The sequence below is a fragment of the Lujinxingia vulgaris genome, assembly GCF_007997005.1.
Taxonomy (GTDB): Bacteria; Myxococcota_A; Bradymonadia; order Bradymonadales; family Bradymonadaceae; genus Lujinxingia.
Genome location: NZ_VOSL01000140.1, coordinates 1 through 17940, shown reverse-complemented (window position 1 = coordinate 17940; position 17940 = coordinate 1). Strand labels below are relative to the sequence as shown.

General features: G+C 64.7%; 16 protein-coding genes. 10 read left to right on the top strand and 6 right to left on the bottom strand.

Translation table 11 applies throughout. From position 1 onward, the window contains the following. The first annotated feature begins 38 nt into the window (after window positions 1-38). Entirely contained in the window at window positions 39-446 is a 408-nt protein-coding gene (locus tag FRC96_RS18950) for a hypothetical protein (protein ID WP_146976850.1), read from the top strand. 421 nt (window positions 447-867) lie between these two features. On the opposite strand, the gene FRC96_RS18945 is transcribed toward FRC96_RS18950, so the two are convergent. Next, a complete protein-coding gene (locus tag FRC96_RS18945; RefSeq protein ID WP_230470459.1) occupies window positions 868-1863 on the bottom strand; it encodes a tetratricopeptide repeat protein in 996 nt (331 codons plus the stop codon). A gap of 175 nt (window positions 1864-2038) precedes the next feature. Between FRC96_RS18945 and FRC96_RS18940 the strand changes: the two genes are divergently transcribed. The 8 genes from FRC96_RS18940 to ubiE all read left to right on the top strand — a co-directional run bounded on the left by FRC96_RS18940 (window position 2039) and on the right by ubiE (window position 8477). Then, window positions 2039-3199, top strand: coding sequence for a phosphopentomutase (locus FRC96_RS18940; RefSeq protein ID WP_146976896.1), 1161 nt, complete (start codon window positions 2039-2041; stop codon window positions 3197-3199). Window positions 3200-3430: 231 nt separating this feature from the next. Then, window positions 3431-3601: a hypothetical protein gene (locus tag FRC96_RS22455; RefSeq protein ID WP_230470457.1), complete on the top strand. Its 171-nt coding sequence runs from the start codon at window positions 3431-3433 to the stop codon at window positions 3599-3601. Window positions 3602-3641: 40 nt separating this feature from the next. Further along, window positions 3642-4184 (top strand): RNA polymerase sigma factor, encoded by a 543-nt coding sequence (locus FRC96_RS18935; protein WP_230470456.1) that lies wholly within the window; start codon window positions 3642-3644, stop codon window positions 4182-4184. A 49-nt stretch (window positions 4185-4233) separates the two neighbouring features. Then, window positions 4234-4599: a hypothetical protein gene (locus FRC96_RS18930; protein WP_146976845.1), complete on the top strand. Its 366-nt coding sequence runs from the start codon at window positions 4234-4236 to the stop codon at window positions 4597-4599. After that, entirely contained in the window at window positions 4596-4847 is a 252-nt protein-coding gene (locus tag FRC96_RS18925; RefSeq protein WP_146976843.1) for a hypothetical protein, read from the top strand. Before FRC96_RS18930 ends, FRC96_RS18925 begins: the two co-directional genes overlap by 4 nt. 735 nt (window positions 4848-5582) lie before the next feature. Further along, window positions 5583-6908 (top strand): sensor histidine kinase, encoded by a 1326-nt coding sequence (locus FRC96_RS18920; protein WP_146976841.1) that lies wholly within the window; start codon window positions 5583-5585, stop codon window positions 6906-6908. A gap of 34 nt (window positions 6909-6942) precedes the next feature. Next, window positions 6943-7734: a LytR/AlgR family response regulator transcription factor gene (locus tag FRC96_RS18915; protein WP_230470455.1), complete on the top strand. Its 792-nt coding sequence runs from the start codon at window positions 6943-6945 to the stop codon at window positions 7732-7734. Between the two features lie 2 nt (window positions 7735-7736). After that, on the top strand, window positions 7737-8477 hold the full coding sequence (ubiE, locus tag FRC96_RS18910; protein WP_230470454.1) for a bifunctional demethylmenaquinone methyltransferase/2-methoxy-6-polyprenyl-1,4-benzoquinol methylase UbiE: 741 nt from the start codon (window positions 7737-7739) through the stop codon (window positions 8475-8477). A gap of 214 nt (window positions 8478-8691) precedes the next feature. On the opposite strand, the gene FRC96_RS18905 is transcribed toward ubiE, so the two are convergent. Continuing rightward, window positions 8692-11028 carry a DUF1156 domain-containing protein gene (locus tag FRC96_RS18905; protein ID WP_230470453.1) on the bottom strand — a complete coding sequence of 779 codons (2337 nt, stop codon included), beginning with the start codon at window positions 11026-11028 and terminating at the stop codon, window positions 8692-8694. Between the two features lie 416 nt (window positions 11029-11444). Here FRC96_RS18905 and FRC96_RS18900 point away from each other — a divergent pair, with 416 nt between their 5' ends. Then, entirely contained in the window at window positions 11445-12335 is an 891-nt protein-coding gene (locus FRC96_RS18900) for a pseudouridine synthase (protein ID WP_146976836.1), read from the top strand. An 840-nt stretch (window positions 12336-13175) separates the two neighbouring features. On the opposite strand, the gene FRC96_RS18895 is transcribed toward FRC96_RS18900, so the two are convergent. The 4 genes from FRC96_RS18895 to FRC96_RS22780 all read right to left on the bottom strand — a co-directional run. Then, window positions 13176-14177, bottom strand: coding sequence for a hypothetical protein (locus tag FRC96_RS18895; protein ID WP_146976834.1), 1002 nt, complete (start codon window positions 14175-14177; stop codon window positions 13176-13178). Window positions 14178-14301: 124 nt separating this feature from the next. Then, on the bottom strand, window positions 14302-15171 hold the full coding sequence (locus FRC96_RS18890; RefSeq protein WP_230470452.1) for a hypothetical protein: 870 nt from the start codon (window positions 15169-15171) through the stop codon (window positions 14302-14304). A 290-nt stretch (window positions 15172-15461) separates the two neighbouring features. Continuing rightward, a complete protein-coding gene (locus FRC96_RS18885) occupies window positions 15462-17378 on the bottom strand; it encodes a hypothetical protein (protein WP_146976832.1) in 1917 nt (638 codons plus the stop codon). A gap of 439 nt (window positions 17379-17817) precedes the next feature. Continuing rightward, window positions 17818-17940: MYXO-CTERM sorting domain-containing protein (locus tag FRC96_RS22780; RefSeq protein ID WP_349632755.1), on the bottom strand; the 123-nt coding region annotated here is incomplete at its 5' end.

Here is a 17940-nt window from a genome sequence, read left to right as displayed (position 1 = left end):
TATCGAGCTTCCCCCCTGCTGACCCACGGAAACGCCCCATGAAGCTGCCCATGCATTCACCATGGTTCATCCTGAGCTCCGCCCTGCTCGTCATGACGAGCGCCTGCCACGGCGACGAGCTCCCCCAGGAGGTCCTGCACGACTTCTGCGCCCGGCAGATCGCCTCCTGCTACGACGACGCCCCGGCCGACTTCTGCCAGGGCTGGGTCGCCCGAGAGCTCCTCACGCTCGGCGAGCTCGACGGCCGCGAGGGACTGGCGTGCGGCGACGCCTTTCTCGACTACTACGCGTGTGGCCGAGACGTCGCTGCCTGCCAGCAAGACGGCCTCCTCTCCTCCACCTGCGCCCCCGAGGCGGCCTACGCCGTCGACCGCTGCGGCCTCGACCGCATCGCCGTCGATTACGACTATGCGATCGCTTTTAACGGCCGCTCCGCCTCAAACTGATACGTTTGCTCAAAACGCCTCCCCGACCGCCGTGCTTGCTCCTCCACGGCTCAAAACGCGTGCCCGCCCCCCGCGCTCGCCACTCCCCAACTCAAAACGCGTGCCCGACCGCCGCCCTCGTGTTTTGGAAACCCTAGAACGTCTGCCCGGCCGCCGAGCTCGGCCCTTCGTTGCTTTTAATCGCGTCAGCGACCGTCGCTCTCATAGTTTGGAAACCCAAAACGCGGGCCCGACCGCCGCCCTCGTGTTTTGGAAACCCTAGAACGTCTGCCCGGCCGCCGATCGCGTGTTTTGGAAATCCAAAACGCGTGCCCGACCGCCGCCCTCGTGTTTTGGAAACCCAAAACGCCTCCCCGACCGCCGATCGCGTGTTTTGGAAACCCAAAACGCCTCCCCGACCGCCGATCTCACCTTTTGGGCATCAAAAGGGAATCGACAGCTCCAGATAGGCCGGATGCGCCGGGAAACGCGCCGGCCAGGGCTCATCGCGATAGAGCTCGAGAAGATCGCGGCGCAGCCCGTCTTCCACCACCCGCATCGCGTCGCGGTTAAAGCGGTGCGCGCCGCCCACCGCGCCAAAGATCGTGCCCCCGTACCAGATCGACTCCACAAGCCCGATGAGCACGGCCTGCCCGTAGCGCCCGGCCAGCACCGAGTCGACGATGGCGTAGATAAAGGCGCCGTTCCACAAAAACGCCACAAAGGCGCTCCCGTACTGCCCCAGGTACACATGCCCCAGCCCCGGCACGATCGAGAGCACGCCAGCCAGCGCCGGGCTTTTTCGGGGAATCTTGAGCCCTTCAACGAGATCGGCGATCTCGGCGGCGTCCCCGGCCAGCGGACTCACCCCGGGCATCGCGCGCAGCCGGCGGCTGGCGGCGTCAAAGTCGTGGCGTACCGCCTCCAGACGCGCCAGCCCCAGGGTCGCGGCGCTGGAAAGCTCCAGGCACTCGCGGATCTCCGGATCGTCGGTGGGCTCCCCCACCCGCGCCACATAGGGCTCACAGGTGGTGATCACCTCCTCAAAAGCGCGCTGGGCCAGCGGACGCCGATCCGAGGCCAGGGCCACCTGCCCGTAATAATAACGCGCCCACCACCCCACGATGACGTCGTCGGCCTCGGCAGCAAGCCGCTCGAGCTGACGCGCCGCCTCCCCGTGCTCCCCCACATTGAAATAGACCCAGGCCATCTTCAGGCGCACCCGCTCCGCGCGCCGGTCATCGGGGGCCTCGCGCAGAAAGTCTTTGTAGGCGGTCAGCGCGCGGTAATAGTCGCCCTCGTAATAAAACGCGTCGCCCCGAAGAAGCCCCGTCTCCGGGCCCTGGTAGACGCGGCGCTCCAGGCTCTCCTGAGCACTCAGCGCCCCGCTCCACCCCAGCACCACCAGCGCCACCCACACCACCACGAACCTTCGCATCACAACCACCTTCATAAAACATCCCATCAGGTCTGCGCGCTCCGCAGACGACCCTCTGGCCATCGCTTAGCCTGCGCGCTAAGTTGGGCGCGCAGGCCCCGCTCTCGAACTTTCAGCAGCGCCGGGATACCCCAACCTCAACCCCCGGGACAAGATCATGACCCAGCCTCCCTCTCTGGAAAAACGCGCCGTTCTCATCGTTCTGGACTCTGTGGGCGTTGGCGAGCTGCCCGACGCGGCCGATTATGGCGACGTCGGCTCGCATACGCTGGGGCATATCGCCGAGGCCATCAGCGACTTTGACATGCCCAACATGCGCGCGCTGGGCCTGGGCAACATCGAGGGCATCCCGCAGATCTCGCCGGTCGACGCCCCCTCGGCCCACTACGGCCGCATGGCCGAAAAGGCCCACGGCAAAGACACCGCCACCGGCCACTGGGAGTTCGTGGGCATCATCCCCGACGAGCCTTTTCGCACCTTCCCTGATGGTTTCACCGACGACATCATCCAGGCGTTCATCGAAAAAACGGGCGTCCCCGGCGTGCTGGGAAACCGCGCCGCCAGCGGCACCGTGATCATTGAAGAGCTCGGCCAGGAGCACATCAAGACCGGCAAGCCCATCGTCTACACCTCTGCCGACCCCGTCTTCCAGATCGCCGCCCACGAAGACGTCGTGCCGCTGGAGACCCTCTATAAGTGGTGCGAGATCGCCTACGACATCGTCATCCCCCGCGGCCAGTCCCGCGTCATCGCTCGCCCCTTCGTCGGCGAGTTTCCGAACTTTAAGCGCACCGCCAACCGCAAAGATTTTACCTTCCCGCCCCCCTCCGAGACGGTGCTCGACCGCCTGCAGGCCGCCGGCATCCGCACCACCGGCATCGGCAAGATCGGCAACATCTACGCCCACCAGGGCTTAAGCGACGAGCTCAAGAGCACATCCAACGACCACGGCGTCGAGCTCACCATCGCGTGCATCGGCGATCGCAAAGGGCTGATCTTCACAAACCTCGTCGACTTCGACGCCCTCTACGGCCACCGCCGCAACCCCCGCGGCTACGCCGACGCCCTGATGGCGTTCGACCGCCAGCTGCCCTCGATCATCGAGGCGCTCGACGAGGGCGATCTGCTCATCATCACCGCCGACCACGGCAACGACCCCACCTACCCGGGCACCGACCACACCCGCGAGTACGTGCCCCTGCTCATCGTCGAAAAAGGCCGCACCGAGCCGGGCCGCCCGCTGGGCACCCGCGCCTCCTTTGCCGACATCGGCGCGACGCTTGGCGCCTACTTTGGCGTCGACTGGGAGGTCGGCGAGGTCATTAAATTAGGGTGATGGTCGCCCATAGTGACCGACCGTGGGACGGACATGACCCGCATAAATACTGACCGATGTCCGTCCCACGGTCGGACACATCCCCCCGCAGCGGGCAGAAAATCATCCCTTCACCTGTAAGATCTCAGGCGAACACCCCGTCTTCTCTATGAAGGCCACCGACGAGCCTTCAAAAGAGGCCCGACACGAGTCTGGGCCTGATCCTCCCATCGAAAAGCCCCGGAGAAGACCATGACGGACCTGAACGAAAAAACCTGCTGCTCCTCGTGTGATTGTGGCCAACCCGTCGTCGAAGGCGGCTGCTGCTGCGGTGAGACCTGCCAGTGCGGCCCCGACTGCGACTGCCCCCCGGAGTGCGGCTGCGCCGATAATCAGCCCACCTCGCCAACAAGCTGCTGCTGATTCGACTGAGCTGATGGAAACAACCACCCGGAGTCATCCCATGACACACCACCCCGACGGAGCCATCGCCGAGCTGATGCGCCACTGGGAGCGCTGGGTGGGGCTGGCCGCGCGCAGCCTGCAGGCGCGCGCCGACGCCGAGGACGCTGTCCAGCAGGCCCTGGTGCGCGCGGCCGAGCAGCTTCACACCCTCGACGATCCCGAAAAGCTCGAAGGTTGGTTCGCCACCATCGTGCGCCGCCAGGCCATCGACCAGCTCCGCCGCATGAGCCGCGACGCCCACAAACGCCGCCGCCTGGCCGTTGAGCCCCTGCCCGCCCCCCACCCCTCGCCAGACGCCATCGCAGCGACCTGCGCCTGCGGCATCGACGCGCTCGAAGATCTCTCCCCGGCCTACGCCGAGATCCTCACCCGTGTCGTCCTCAACGACGAAGCCGTACAAGACGCCGCCGATGCCCTGGGTATCAGCGACACCAACGCGTCTGTGCGCCTGCACCGCGCCCGCAAAGCCCTGCGCCAGGAGCTTCTGGAGCGCTGCGGCACCACCTCCACCCGCGAATGCTTGAGCTGCGACTGCCCCTGATCCTCAGCCTCACTCTCATGTGTTTACTGCCCGACCTTCGGTGCCTGCGATGTCCACAATCCGCGTCCTCTACAAACTCCGCTGCCGCCCCGGCGACCTTCTCGAACTTCAAAAAGCCTGGCGCGCCGTCGTCCAGGCCCACGCCCGCGCCGGCCACCAGACCTTAGAGAGCGTGCTGCTCGTCGACGCCCCCGATCCCGACGACGCAACCCCGGAACAGGCCCCGGAGTGGATCGTCGCCACCGCCATCTCCCGCTGGCAGAGCCGCCAGGCCTGGGAGTCCCAGCGCACCGACGAGGTTGATGAGGTTGCGTACGCGCGGTTTAGGGAGCTGTGCACCGTCGACGAGAAGATCGTCTTCGACGAGCTCGATCTGCTGGTGGGCGGGCTGCCCGTCGCTCCAGGTGAGCCATGAGCGATGAGCCCGATCCCGTTACGCTGATCCAGGCGATCTTCGGGGTGGATGAAGCGCTCGCTGAAGATATTTTGCTGCTGACCCACTGGGTCGATCAGGAGCGAGCCTGCGAGCAGTACGGGTATCCGAAAGACAACGCCATCCCCGCGCCGCTTGCGGAGCGTTTGGGCGATGCGGAGTACGTGGCGCGGTTGCGGGCTGTGGCGTGTGATCATTGGGAGATCGGGGAAGATGAGGTGCCTTTTTGAGGGACGGGGTCGGGCTCGATCTCGATCTCGGGCTCGATCTCGGGCTCGATCTCGGGCTCGATCTCGGGCTCGATCTGGATCTCGATCTCGATCTCGGGCTCGATCTCGTACTCGTGACCCCCCGGACGCCCTCACGAATCGACCAGCATCGCAAACCCCCGGCGCCCCACAACCACACAACCACCCAACCACCTAACCACAACACGCGAACCCCCGGCCGCCCTCACGAATCGACCAGCATCGCAAACCCCCGGCGCCCCACAACCACACAACCACACAACCACCTAACCACCCGCCTTTCTGGAATACCCCCACGCTCTTACCGTTCTACCCCCGAGAACTCGGTGGCGAGCATGTAACGAAGCGATCGATTCACACTCTCCGCTTGCCCCACTCCCCACCGGCACCTAACATTGGCGGTGGCTTGAGTTCCCCAACTTGGCACTCTGCCGTGTTCGTGCGAGACGCGATTCTATTGAAACCCCGTAAGCAGAGACACGGGAGCGGTCACTGACATGACGCGAGCATGCCTCTCGGCAATTGAGTCGGCGAGGACGTTCAAGGAGTGTTACCTACTGCCCCCACCTGGTGATTACCAGGGTTTCTAAATCTTGTCTCAAGACCGGCACAGTGGTGGATGCCAACCGCGAGAGGCAACCCCCTTAGGTGGGGCGTTGCCTCTCGTGTTTCTTGCCTCGATTTTCGCCCTCCGGCCGCGACCCCCCAGACGTTGTTATGGAAGCGCTGCACCTGGTCTTAAACCTGCTTGAGAAGGTCTCGGTGCTCGTCGCCCTGGCCCTCTCGCTGATGCTGCTTCGCCCGGCGGAGGTCTGGCTCAGCCAGCGCGGCGCCGAGGCGTCTGTGCGTCGGCGCCTGTTGCTGGTGCTGCTGCTCAGCGGGCTTGCGATCTGGGGGAGCTTTCTGGGCTTTGAGATCGACGGGATGCAGTTCAACATCCGCTCGGTCGGCGTCATACTCGCCGGATACCTGGGTGGCGTGTGGGTGGGGCTGGCGGTGGGCGCGGCCGCCGGGGTCTTTTATGCGATGGAGGTCCCCTCCCACTTCTTCGGGCTGGTCTTTGCCGCAAGCCTGCTCGAGGGCGCGCTGGCCGGCCTCTGGAGCCGCCGCTTCGGCACGGCGATGGCCTCGGTGGCCCTGGGCGCCATCGCCATTCAGGCCATCCACCACGCCGGGCTGGGTGCCATCTTAGGCTGGGTCGACACCGCCACGGCCACCTTTCACGTCGAGCGCATCCCGCTGCACAGCGCCAAGATCGCCGCCAACGCCGTGGGCATCCTGCTCTTTATGGGCATGCTCAGCGTGGTGCGCGAGCTGGAGCACGCGCGCCGCGACGCCACCACCTCCCGCGCCATCGCCCGCGACGCGCGCCTGGAGGCCCTGCAGTACCAGCTCAAGCCGCATTTTTTGTTCAACCTGCTCAACACCCTCTCCTACCTGATTCGCACCGACGCGCCGCGCGCCCGCGAGCTGACCCTCGATCTGGCCGAGTTCCTGCGCTACACCCTGGCCAACGACGCCGATCAGACCACCCTCAATGAGGAGCTCGTGCAACTTCGGCGCTACGTCGATCTGGAGCGCGCGCGCTTCGGCGAGGGCCTGCATTTTGAGATCGATGAGGGGGAGGCGCCGGAGGTGCTCGATGAGGTGCGCGTGCCGCCGCTGATCGTGCAGCCCCTGGTCGAAAACGCCTTCCGCCACGCCGCCCGCCAGGGCCGCGTCAACGTGCGCGTGGAGCTTGAGGCCGCCCCCGCCCACCTGCACATCCGCGTCCTCGACGACGGCCCCTCGCCACCGGCCACACCCTGGCGCCCCGCTCCGGCTGAGCACACACGCGCCTCCCGCCGCGGCGTCGGACTGACCAATGTCGTCGAGCGCCTCTCACGCTTTTATAACGGACAGGCTTCCCTTAGCCTGCAACGCCGCGACGACGCCGAAGGCACCGTCGCCACCATCACCATCCCGCGCCACGCCTCCCCCCCTCCCCGCACTCGCCTGGGCGACCACGTCCGAAAGAAGCTGCGCGAGGTCGTGGAGCCTTAAGCGCCCAAACCGCCTTCTTCCCCGACGTTTGCCTATGCGCGCCCTGGTCATCGACGACGAGCTCCCCGCCCGCGAAGAGCTGCTCTGGCTGCTGGAGCAATGCCCGCAGATCTCCGCCGCCGACCAGGCTGAGAGCGCAAAAGCCGCGTTGGAGCGCCTGGAGAGCGGCCCCCCGGTCGACGTGGTCTTCCTCGACATCGACATGCCCGGCTTAAACGGCGTGCGCCTGGCCCAGCTCTGGCGCGACAGGCTGGGCGACGAGGCCCCCATCCTCATCTTCGTCACCGCCTACGACGCCCACGCCGTCGACGCCTTTGCCCTCGACGCCGCCGATTACCTGCTCAAACCGGTGCGCCTCTCGCGCTTGCAACACGCCATCGAACGCGCCGAGCGCCGCCAACATCAAGGGGTTGCGGCCCCGACCTCCGAGGCCAGTGAGGCTCACGAGACGGCCCCCGCCCCCGCAACCTCCCCGCTGACCCGCATCTCGGTGGAAGAACACGGCAGCTACCGGGTTATCCCTGTGGACGACATCGTCTGGATCGAAGCCGACGAGGGTTTCGCCACCGTACACACCGAAAAAGGCGGCTACCTGACCGATTTCAGCCTGAAGTTTCTGGAAGAAAACCTGCCCGCAGACCACTTTTTTCGCTCGCACCGAAGCTTCATCGTGCGCCTGAGCGCCATCTCGGTTATTGCCCCCACCGGAGCCGGGACGTACCGTCTGCTCCTGGGCGACGAATCCACCGGTGTGCCCCTGGCACGAAGCCGCGCCCCCGAGCTCAAAGCCCGCATCCCCTGGTCCGCCCATGCGATTGAGGAGTAATTGTGTCTACCACCGAACCCATCTCGACTGACGACGCCGCCATCAAGAAGATCGACGGGGGCGACGGCCGCTTCTTCGACGCCATCGCCGAGCGCTACGACCTGCTCAACCGCATCATCTCGCTCGGCCAGGACGGCTACTGGCGCAACAAGGCCGTCAAGGCCCTGCAGCTCCCCGAAGGCGCGCGTTTCTTAGACCTGGCCACCGGCACCGCCGACCTGGCGATCGCCAGCGCCAAACGCCACCGCGATCTCGATGTGGTCGGCCTCGACCCCAGCGCCGAGATGCTGGCCAATGGCCGCGTCAAAGTCTCCAAAGCCAACCTCGAGGGCCGCGTGGAGCTTGTGCTCGGCGACGCCCAGGATCTCCCCTTTGAAGACGACAGCTTCGACGGCGTGGCCATCTCCTTTGGCATCCGCAACGTCCCCGACCGCCGCAAGGCCCTCCAGGAGATGAACCGCGTCGCGCGCCCCGGCGGCCGCATCGTCATCCTGGAGCTCAGCGAGCCTCGCCAGGGCCTGCTGGCAAGCCCGGCACGCTTCTACATCCACCACGTCGTCCCGCGCATCGGGGGGCTGATCTCCGGCAGCAAAGAGTACCGCTACCTCCAGGAGTCCATCGCCGCCTTCCCCACCGCCGACGCCTTCGCGCAGCTGATGCGCGAGGTGGGCCTGACCAACGTCAACGCCTCCCCCCTCTCCTTCGGCGCCGTGAACCTGTTCACGGCCAACGCCGGCCATTGATTTTAATCAGAACAGCTGTTCGGTGGCGTTGGCACACGTCGTAAAACCTGTGTGACGCTCCCCGATCTGAAACCTCCGGCCCGCAAGCCGGAGGTTTTTTGTGGCCTGAGCCAGCCTCAATGGCGCGAAAAACAGCGGCTAATTCATATTAAAAATCAAACACTTAACTCGACCCAGGGTCAAACGCATCGCTCGTATGGATTGAAAAACCTCGTTAGCGTCGGCTCATCTCAAAGCCCTCCACAATCCCCTCGACGATGGTCGCCGCGCGCTCCAGGCGAGCCTCCCACCCCAGGGGAACGCCCTGCTCTACGGGTTGCCCGGCGCGCGAGAGGATCGCCACCGCCCCGCCAAAGAGCGTGCGCCCGAGCTGATCCACCACCATCCCCTCCTCGGCCATGAGCGCCTGGTAGTCGTTAAGCAAGCGCGCCACGAGCGCGGCCTCCACCTCGCTCCAGGCCACCTCCACCGGCTGAGCCTGGCGGCGCTTTCCCACCAGCACAAAGGACGTGTTCACCGCCCGCGAGCGCATCGCCCGCGGCCGCTCCGAGCGCTCCACACTCATCGGCCATGCGGCCACAAGCTCCAGGTTAGCCTCATCAAAGGCCTGGGCGATCGCAGCCCAGGCCGCCACCGCGCTGTGCGCAAAGATCATCGAGAGCACCCCCCCCGGCTTCAACACCCGGCGCACCTCCTGAAGCACCCGGGTCATCCCCCGGGTGTAATAGCGCTGCGCGAGCTGGGCCGAATCATGCTCATGGCGGTTCATCGTCAGCTCCCGACTCTGATCGGTGATCGCCTCCTCAAAGACCTCCGGGAAGATCCTGCTCAGCGCCAGGCGCTTCCACACAAAGATGCAGTCGGCCAGCACGTTATAATGGATGTTGTCGAAGTAGGGCGGATCGGTGGCCACCACATCAAAGAACCCGTCCTCAAAGGGCAACTCCCGCGCGTCCGACTTGAGCACCACCGGGGCGTGTTTGAAGTCGGGCACGCTCTTGAGCCCGCGCACAATGCGATCGAGCTTATCCCAGAGGTTCGCCGGCGACTCCTCGGTGGGGTCGATCTCCGAAAAGTCCCAGACCATGGGGATGCCCGGCCCGCTGAGCGCGCGGCCGACCTGCTCGTTCTGCGCAATCCAGGTCGCCAACCGGCTGTTCCAATCCACCAGCTGGTCGATCAACGCCGAGAGAAACGCCGCCAACGCCCGCGCCTTCTCGGTGCCATGGGACGACTCCCAACGCCCGTAATGCTCCCCGAGAAGGCGGCACAAACGCACGAGCACCGCGAGCTGGCGCTTGCTGAAGAGATCCACATGTCTGGCCAGCCCGTAGAGCGAAGGGTTGGTCACCCCTGACCACACCGGGAGCTCCGCGCCGGGTAGCGCCCCGGCCAACGCCGCAAGATCTCCGGCCAACGCCTCGTCGAGCACCGCCTCCTCAGGCAGCGCCCCCTCCCCACGCGCGTAACCCTTATGCCCCCGGGCGCTGCGCCCGGTTGAGCGCACCATCGCGCTGAGCTCCTCGCGGCCGCTCACAGCCAGCGCCGCCACCAGCGCCTCGCGCTCCAGCGTCGTCTCACAGAAGGGGCACACCACCCGCCGCCCTACCCACGCCGAGCCCTCTTCGGGAGGATCGCCGTGGTCGCGCAACGCCACAAAATAGCGTTTTGATGCCCCGTCGGCGCGCCGGGCCACATGGGTCAGCCGCCCCTTGCGCTTGACCAGCCAGGGCCGCTTCGACAACGAAAGCTCCCCGCCACACTGAGGGCAATCCACCTTGCGGCTCCACACATAGGCGATCGTGCGACCGGCCTCCCCGGCGTCCCGCGCCGGAAAAAACGCCGCCGTCTCCTCATGCAACGCCTCAAGCAGCACGCGCCCCTCCCGCGCCACAAGTTCGGGAAGATCCTCGCCGACCTGCGAATAGTTCAAGAGCGCTAGCTGGATAAAATGCGCCAGCTCATTGTTATCCACCGAGTAGGCCCGTGTGCCGATGTAGGCCGCCTCCAGCGGTATTGTCGCCCCCCCGCTGAACATATCAAGCACCCGCTGCTCCCCCTGGCGCATCAGCTGCTCCACCCCGAACTTGCTCAACCCGCGACCGGCCTCCCGGCAATAATCATTAATCAAATCGCGAACTTGCGAGGTCTTCACATCTCCCTGAATCAGCGAGGTCGCCACCACCCCGCACACCGCCGCAAAGGGCCTGCGCGCCCACCAGGTAAAGATCGTATGCGGTGTCTTCCCCCGCTGGTATCGCTCCCTGCGGCTGGCCTCACTCACCGCCTCCGAGGGAAAAAAGCGCTCGATCAGGCGCACCGCCGTCGCGTCGTTCGGCCCGGTGCTCTCCTGCAATCCGAGCTCCGCAAAGCTCGGCTCGCTCAGCTCCACCCCCGACGACTCTTCCACCCCCGAGGACTCATCCTCCATCCCGACCAATAACCCCTCGCGCTCGGGAAAACGCACCCACTGCAAGCGCTCCGGTCCACATTGCGGCTCCAGCACCACAAAGCGCGCACCCAGAAAGGTGACCTGTTCCTCTTCGGTCATGTCGTTCATCCTCACCGTGGTCATTACGACCGCGCAGAGCGGTCCACCAGCGCCGCAGACACACTGCGGCCCTGACACCCCTCGGGGTGCCTTTTCACTTCCCTGATGTCGAACGGGGGCCGGCGCAGAAGGCTGAGCAGGTCGGGGCGATCCTCGGCCCCTTCTCATGCGATCGGATACGATGGTGCTCAGCCGGCTCGGGGCCGGGCTTTCAGTTTACACAACGATTCAAAACTTTACATATTTCCTGAGACCTGTTTTTTTAATACGCGCATCAATGCACGCTGAAAGGTGGCTCCCCGGCTGCAAACGCCTTGAGGGGTTGTTGCCAGAACTTCAGGCTAAAGCTTAACTTGCGCCGCCTACAAGCTTCCTTTGCGCGATCCTCCGCTCCTCTCTTTCGCCTCCTGGCTCCCATGATCCCCCGTCGCCTCGACAAGTTTATTGCGGACTGCACCGGGCTGCCCCGCCGAGAAATCCACCGCCGCCTCAAACACGACGCGGTGCGCATTGAGCGCCCCGCCCCCTGGGAGTCGCCGCAGCCCTGGCCGGAGACGCTGATCTACGCCGACGATCGCGTCTTCTTTGAGCAGGAGCTGCTCCAACCTCGCGCGCCGTCGAGCTACTTCATGCACCACAAGCCCACAGGCGTGGTCTCGACGACCTCCTCTCCCTCGGGTGCCCCCTGCCTGGGCCCCACCCTCGACGCGCTGCCGGCAGGCACCTTCCCGGTCGGGCGCCTCGACCGCGACACCACCGGCCTGATGCTCATGACCGACGACGGCGACCTCGCCCATCTCTTGCTCCACCCGAAGTTTCACATCGAAAAAGAGTACATCCTGCGCATCCCCGGCCCTCTGCGCCCCGACGATCCACGCATCGCGCGCGCCCTGGAGGGCATTGAGCTCCGCGACGGCCCGGCCCGCGCGCTGAGCGCGCGCGTCGTGAGCTGCGCTGAGGATCACAGCCTGCTCGGCCTGGTCGTCGACGAGGGGCGCAAACACCTGGTGCGGCGCATGGCCCGCGCGCTCGATCTCCGTCTTCAACATCTGCACCGCGCGCGGATGGGCGAGCTCGAGCTTGGGGCGCTGGCGCTCGGGGAGACCCGCGCGCTGAGCGAGGCCGAGGTCGCCACCCTCTGGCGCGCCGTCGGCGGTCATGAACGCGTGATACGCCGACGCCTGGGCGCCCTCTTTCGCATCGCCCGCGATCGCCGCGCCGAGGCGCGACCCGACCTCCGCCTGGAGCATTATCTGGAAGATGCCGGCAACGGAATCGCAAGTTATCTAAATATTTCAACCACTTAACACATGCCCCAAGAACGTCACGTCGGCCAGCGCCGGCGCGCCCCAACGCGACGCCGCGACCTAAGCGCTAATGAAACGTTCCGCTCCCGGTGCATGTTTTTTCACTCCCCCGGAATGATTACCCCCCTCTCCGCGCGTTATAGTCTTCGATGATGGCGAGGCTCCTCAGAGAGTCTCGGGTTCGAGCTAACCCCTTGAGCCGGTGAGTAAAACTCGCCCCGACGTCGGGTCCGGGACCGGCACCCGGGAACGGCGTTCGCGATCGAGATAAATCGCGCATTCGACGTGCCGCAAAAAGGAGGTGATCCAGTGAGTAGTGACTGTACCCATACGGCTGGTGAGGTGGCGTCCTGCTAGCAGGCCCCCACGGTCTGGCGTCGTTTCTCTCGCTCCAGGCAAACCCCTTGATGGGGTCTACGAGAGAGACGCTCAGCGGCTGGTGGCCGCGACGCTAGTGGTATCTTGACACCACCGCCCCCGCGTGGATTCGGCTCGGCCGGGCCGAGAAGACCTGAGAGCATCCACGCGGGGCCTTTTTTTATCTGCCCCCCCTTCGTAGCTCGCGACTCGCCACCCCGGCGTCGCGGGCTTTTTCGTTTCTTGTTCCGCCCACGTCGATCGGGTGCCAGGCGTTCGATCTTCTGCTGACGCAAGACGATCGGGTGCCAGGCGTTCGATCTTCTGCGGGCACTCGATTTTCTGGCGACGTTCGGGTGCCAGGCGTTCGATCTTCTTGCGACGTTCGGGTGCCAGGCGACCGCACGTCCCTCCCTGAACAGAAAAACGCCCCACCCTTGCGGGTGGAGCGTCATCGTCGGCGATCCTCGGGGGTATGCGACCTCAGCGGGGATCGACCACCGCGTCGAAGATCCACTCGTAGTCGTTGAGCTGCGGCAAAATCACCGAGATCTCGCAGACCCCGGGAGCCTCACCCTTGAGCGAGACGGTGTTCTCGTCAGACGGCTCTACATCAAAGTTCACGCTGCCATCGGGGCCCAGGCAGGTCTCCGGGGTGAGCACCTCGACGTTCATCCAGAGGTTGTTGCACACCGGCCAGATGTCGCCGTGAGGCGGACGCGTGATGGGGCGCAGCACCAGCTCATCGGTGAGGCCCTCGCGCAGGCGGCCTTCGGCCGTATCAAAGTCGAGCACGTCCGGGGTGATCACCTGCACGCCCAGCTCCGAGCGCGACCCGGAGTGGGGCGCAATCATCGACTCCACCAGCACCGCTCCGGGCTGGGTGAAGGGTGAGAGGTGAAAACCCGCCTCATCACAACGCCCACGCCCCGAGACCTCTTCGGGGCTCAGCTCCAGCCCGCAGGAGCGCGTGGAGCCCACCAGCATATCCCCGCCGGAGGAGTAGCGCCGAAAGTCCAGCGTCACCGGCGTGCCCACCAGGTAGGCCGCGTTGGCCGTCGAGCCGCAGATGTGCGCAAGCTCGGCGCGCGCCACATCGGCGACCTTAAAGGTCGTCGCGTCGCTGAAGCGCTCCCCGCCCCCCTCGACCTCCACGCTTAAGCGCGCCGTACCCGCGCTCTGCCCCGAAAGCACCACCGCGTGCGGATACTCCCGGGAGACGCTCACCTCGAAGATCCCCTCGGGCTCAACCTTCATCTCCACCACCCGGTCGACCTGGCGATCGTCGATGCCCTCCAGATAGAGCAACATCCCGCTGCCCACGGCCAGCGGGCGGTCAAACTCGGTGCTGTTATCAGCGGGCAGATAGAAGAACTGCACATTGCCCTCTTCGCCCTCCTGCCGCGCGCGGTCATCACAGGCCGTCGTCATCACGACAGCCGTGGCCATCAACATCATCATCGCTCGGGTGCGCACGCCGCTCATCGCTTACTCCTCATGCCAGGTGTTCCATCGTCGGGGCCGATGTCTCTAAGACGCCGCACTCTGCCGACTATTCAACCTTTTACACCCCGAGAGGAGCACACCCGCCGCCCGGCGGCAACCCGGCTCAGATGAGGTTGTAGTTGAAGCCCAGGCTCACGATCACCAGGTTGAGCCAGTTCCTGGTATACCCATCACTCGGACCATCCTGATTGGAAGAGGTCCCGTCGGCGCCGCCGCCCAGGTAGCGGACATTCAAGAAGGCGTCGAGCTCCGGCGTGACCTCAAGGCCCGCGCGCACGCTGGCGTCGAGGATGGCGCCCAGCACCTCGGTGTCGGTGCTGCCATTGACCCATTGGCCCGGCGCATAAAAGCCGTCGATCTCGGCGCCGAACCACACGCCATTCTCCAGGGTGTGGCGCCCGCGCACCTTCAAGATCGGCACCGGCCCCACATCGCGACGCACCCGCCGCAGCGTGCCGTCGCCGCTCTCAAAGCTGATCGTCGCGTTGCGAATCTGCAAAGACGCCCCCACCCCAAGCTCGGTGCGCTCTGACGTGATCAGATCGAACATGTAGCTCGCCCGATAAAACGAGAACCCGTAGCGCAGGTTCAGCGGCGTCTCCTCGGCAAAGACCGCCCCGTCGGCCACCACCTCACGCTCGGTGAGCACCTGGGTCTGAATATCGAGGGGTTGGTACAAAAACACCACGTTGTGGCGCTCGCCGAACTTCGCCTCCACGCTCAGACGCATGAAGGGGAAGAGCACATCCTGGCCGCCCTCCTCCACATAGTCGAAGTAGGTGCCATCCCGCCCGAACTGGATCTTGTGGTAGACCGGCGAGTTAAAGCCGAGCTCGGCCACCGTCCACACCCGGTAGCCCCGATCCGACTCCTCCGTCGCCGCATCCTGAGCGCTGGCCGTCGCCGCCAATCCCATCACCGCCGCGGCTGAAATCCCCGCACACGCCCTGATCATCGTCGTCCATTTACCCATCGTTTTCCTCCATCCGAACATCGCGTTCAGCATCGATTCACGGCCCACCATCGGGCCCACCTCAGAGGTAAACACACCCCTCCCGGCGGACAGCAAACCCACCCCTCAGACATGACGCATCACGATGTTGCAAAAGCGCACCACCCGATCTCTGAGCGTTTTCAACATCTTGCAGCGCTCCCCCTGAAGCATCGCCCCTGGCCACGCCCCGGAAACACAAAACCCCCGGGCATCACAGGATGCCCGGGGGTCGCCGCACAGCGCGCGGATTCTAGACGCTCAAGAAGGCGTCAGAGGTCGCAGCCGAAGCTTTCCATGGAGCGACCGGCCGGACCGCTGTAGCCGGTGGAGACGCCTCCAAGTCCGCCAGCACCTGCCTCAAGGCTTAAGCCGCCTTCGAGAGTGAGCGTCGACTCGGCACAATACGCGCCGTACGAATCCCCCCCAGCTCCGCCGCCGCCGGCACCACCATTGGCGCCGTTGCCGCCTTTGCCACCACGTCCCCCACCAAAATTATGAAATGGATGACAATCATCATAATCAACACAATACTCTGTTGTGCCGAAGCCTCCCTCGCCACCTTCACCACCCAACCCTCCAGCACCTCCATGGCCACCATTAGCCCCTCCGTTACCTTCAAAATCACCTTCGTCAATGACTATAGTTGAGTTCAAGATCACAAGACCAAAACTCGCTCCCCCGGCGCCACCACCCTCGCCACCTTTTCCTCCGCATCCGGCAGAACCACCACCCCCGCCTGCTGACCCTGTATAGACGTTGGAAGATGTGGCTTTCCAACTCCCCCCTCCTCCGGCACCACCCTGGCCGTGTCCGCCATCGCCCCCGGTTAGACCATTCCCGGTGGATCGCCATTGACCATTTTCAAAATACCCACCCACCTCACCAGACTCTCCCATAGAACCATGCTCAGAGGAGGTCGCACCAGGCTGCCCTGCGCGTCCGCCTCGTGAGTAGGACGTTCCAGGTTGCCCTCCAAGTGAGTCTCCACTTGGTGTCCCAGCCGTAGGTAATAATGGTGTTGCCGTCGGCGAAGTCAGCAAGTAACCACGCCCTCCAATTTTTCCATTTTGTGCAAAACCCACACACTCAGGATTTGCGAAACCATCTCCATTTCCCTCATTTGGCATATGGCTCGTCCAATTTCCACTGATGTTAAATATTAAACCATCTCCACCAGGCCCCCCCGGATTGCCCGCCGCGCCCTGCTGCCCGTGGCTGCCATCGGCCGGCTGCCCAGGTATTGCATCAACACGTCGCAAGGTAAGTTCTGAGCTGTCTTGCACCTTTACGCCAATGGTGGAGGCACCCGGGGTGGTCGCATTCGCGGTACGAACGTTGAAGTTTTCAACCACAGTGGGGGAGGTGATGTTGGCGGCGACAAGCCCTTCTAGATCTCCCGCCATCGTCGGGGTCATAATATGGGTTCGACCTTCAAGCTGACGCTGCCAATTCGCTGCGCGGTACCCCCCCAACACCACAACGCCATTTGGAATTAATATGGGGCCAGTGACCGCCTGCTCTTCGGTGGTCTCTGCGACCACCACAATCGCAGGAAAACGGCTCTCAGCGTCGTTGAGCGCCAACTGAAGATTTGACCGGGGCGAATCCGGCGCGCCACTGCCCTCCGCACCGGCCGGATTCACGTAAAGGATCGCCTGACAGTTTTCGTCGACAAGACCAGGCACGCCGGGCTCATCACACGTTCCCGGACCGTTTTCCCCTTCACCACAAACCCGCGCTCCCAGGCCGCAAACACCACATGTCTCCTCGGCAGGAACCCCATCCAGACAGTTGCACTCCCCACAGAACATCGACTCCCCACACCCGTTATCGATCAGACCACAGCTGTTGGCCGGGCACTCCGCCACCGTCGGCTCGCAGACCTCCTCGCACTCCCCGCAGTCCATCTGCTCGCCACAGCCGTTGTCGACCATCCCGCACGCGTCAGCGCCGCAGACGTTCGGCTCACAGACGGGATCCTCGTCGGGCTCGTCAACATCTTCGGGATCCTCGGTATCCCCCGGATCACCGGCGTCTTCGTCGCCCGTATCCTCATCCCCCGCATCCTCGCCAGCGTTGTTCACTGGCGTGTCGTCGGTCGGCGTATCCCCGCACCCGCTCGCGGCCATCGACATCATGGCGACAAGCGCGATCCAGATCGTCCATCCCTTCATGTGATGTTGCATCCCTACCTCCTGAGTCGAGCCAGGATTCAGGGCCAACGACAACCAACTTCCAGTGGCCTACGGCGCTCCCGGTGCCGGCGTGTTAAGGCCGCCGGCGGTTGTTTGAGTCAAACGTCGAAGACATCGCGGCGCGCGCAACGCGGCCTCAGGGCAGGGAGTACGGCAGAAGACTTCGCCCCCTTGAGTGATGCTCTTGAGCGGAGAGAGATGCGCGTTGGCGCATGCGATGTGTACGACGTGCCCCGACGATGCCCAAAGCGGCGCGGCGAGTAAAGAGGTTTTGTAGAGGTGTTCAGGTGGGAGCGCGATGCGCCTGATCATTTTCACAGCATTTTCAGGCACTTAGCGCGCAGCCATGTGCCACACTTTTTTGCGAATCATCGCAAAAAAGTACGCCGATCCCCCACGAAAGGCGGATCCCCCTGGAGGTTTTCTGGCTTTACATAGCGAGGCGGCGCCGGCGGCTGACCAGCATCAGGCTCATCGCCGCGGCCAGCACCAGCGCGCCGGTGGAGCCGGCGCCACCGGCCACCGCGCAGCCGCCGCCTTCGGCGCCTTCGTT

Coding starts and splice junctions, on each gene's coding strand:
- FRC96_RS18925 (WP_146976843.1), top strand. CDS start 4,596: ATGAGCGATGAGCCCGATCCCGTTACGCTGATCCAGGCGATCTTCGGG.
- FRC96_RS18920 (WP_146976841.1), top strand. CDS start 5,583: ATGGAAGCGCTGCACCTGGTCTTAAACCTGCTTGAGAAGGTCTCGGTG.
- FRC96_RS22455 (WP_230470457.1), top strand. CDS start 3,431: ATGACGGACCTGAACGAAAAAACCTGCTGCTCCTCGTGTGATTGTGGC.
- FRC96_RS18895 (WP_146976834.1), bottom strand. CDS start 14,177: ATGAGCGGCGTGCGCACCCGAGCGATGATGATGTTGATGGCCACGGCT.
- FRC96_RS18945 (WP_230470459.1), bottom strand. CDS start 1,863: ATGCGAAGGTTCGTGGTGGTGTGGGTGGCGCTGGTGGTGCTGGGGTGG.
- FRC96_RS18935 (WP_230470456.1), top strand. CDS start 3,642: ATGACACACCACCCCGACGGAGCCATCGCCGAGCTGATGCGCCACTGG.
- FRC96_RS18915 (WP_230470455.1), top strand. CDS start 6,943: ATGCGCGCCCTGGTCATCGACGACGAGCTCCCCGCCCGCGAAGAGCTG.
- FRC96_RS18950 (WP_146976850.1), top strand. CDS start 39: ATGAAGCTGCCCATGCATTCACCATGGTTCATCCTGAGCTCCGCCCTG.
- FRC96_RS18900 (WP_146976836.1), top strand. CDS start 11,445: ATGATCCCCCGTCGCCTCGACAAGTTTATTGCGGACTGCACCGGGCTG.
- FRC96_RS18930 (WP_146976845.1), top strand. CDS start 4,234: ATGTCCACAATCCGCGTCCTCTACAAACTCCGCTGCCGCCCCGGCGAC.
- FRC96_RS18905 (WP_230470453.1), bottom strand. CDS start 11,028: ATGACCGAAGAGGAACAGGTCACCTTTCTGGGTGCGCGCTTTGTGGTG.
- FRC96_RS18885 (WP_146976832.1), bottom strand. CDS start 17,378: ATGCAACATCACATGAAGGGATGGACGATCTGGATCGCGCTTGTCGCC.
- FRC96_RS18890 (WP_230470452.1), bottom strand. CDS start 15,171: ATGGGTAAATGGACGACGATGATCAGGGCGTGTGCGGGGATTTCAGCC.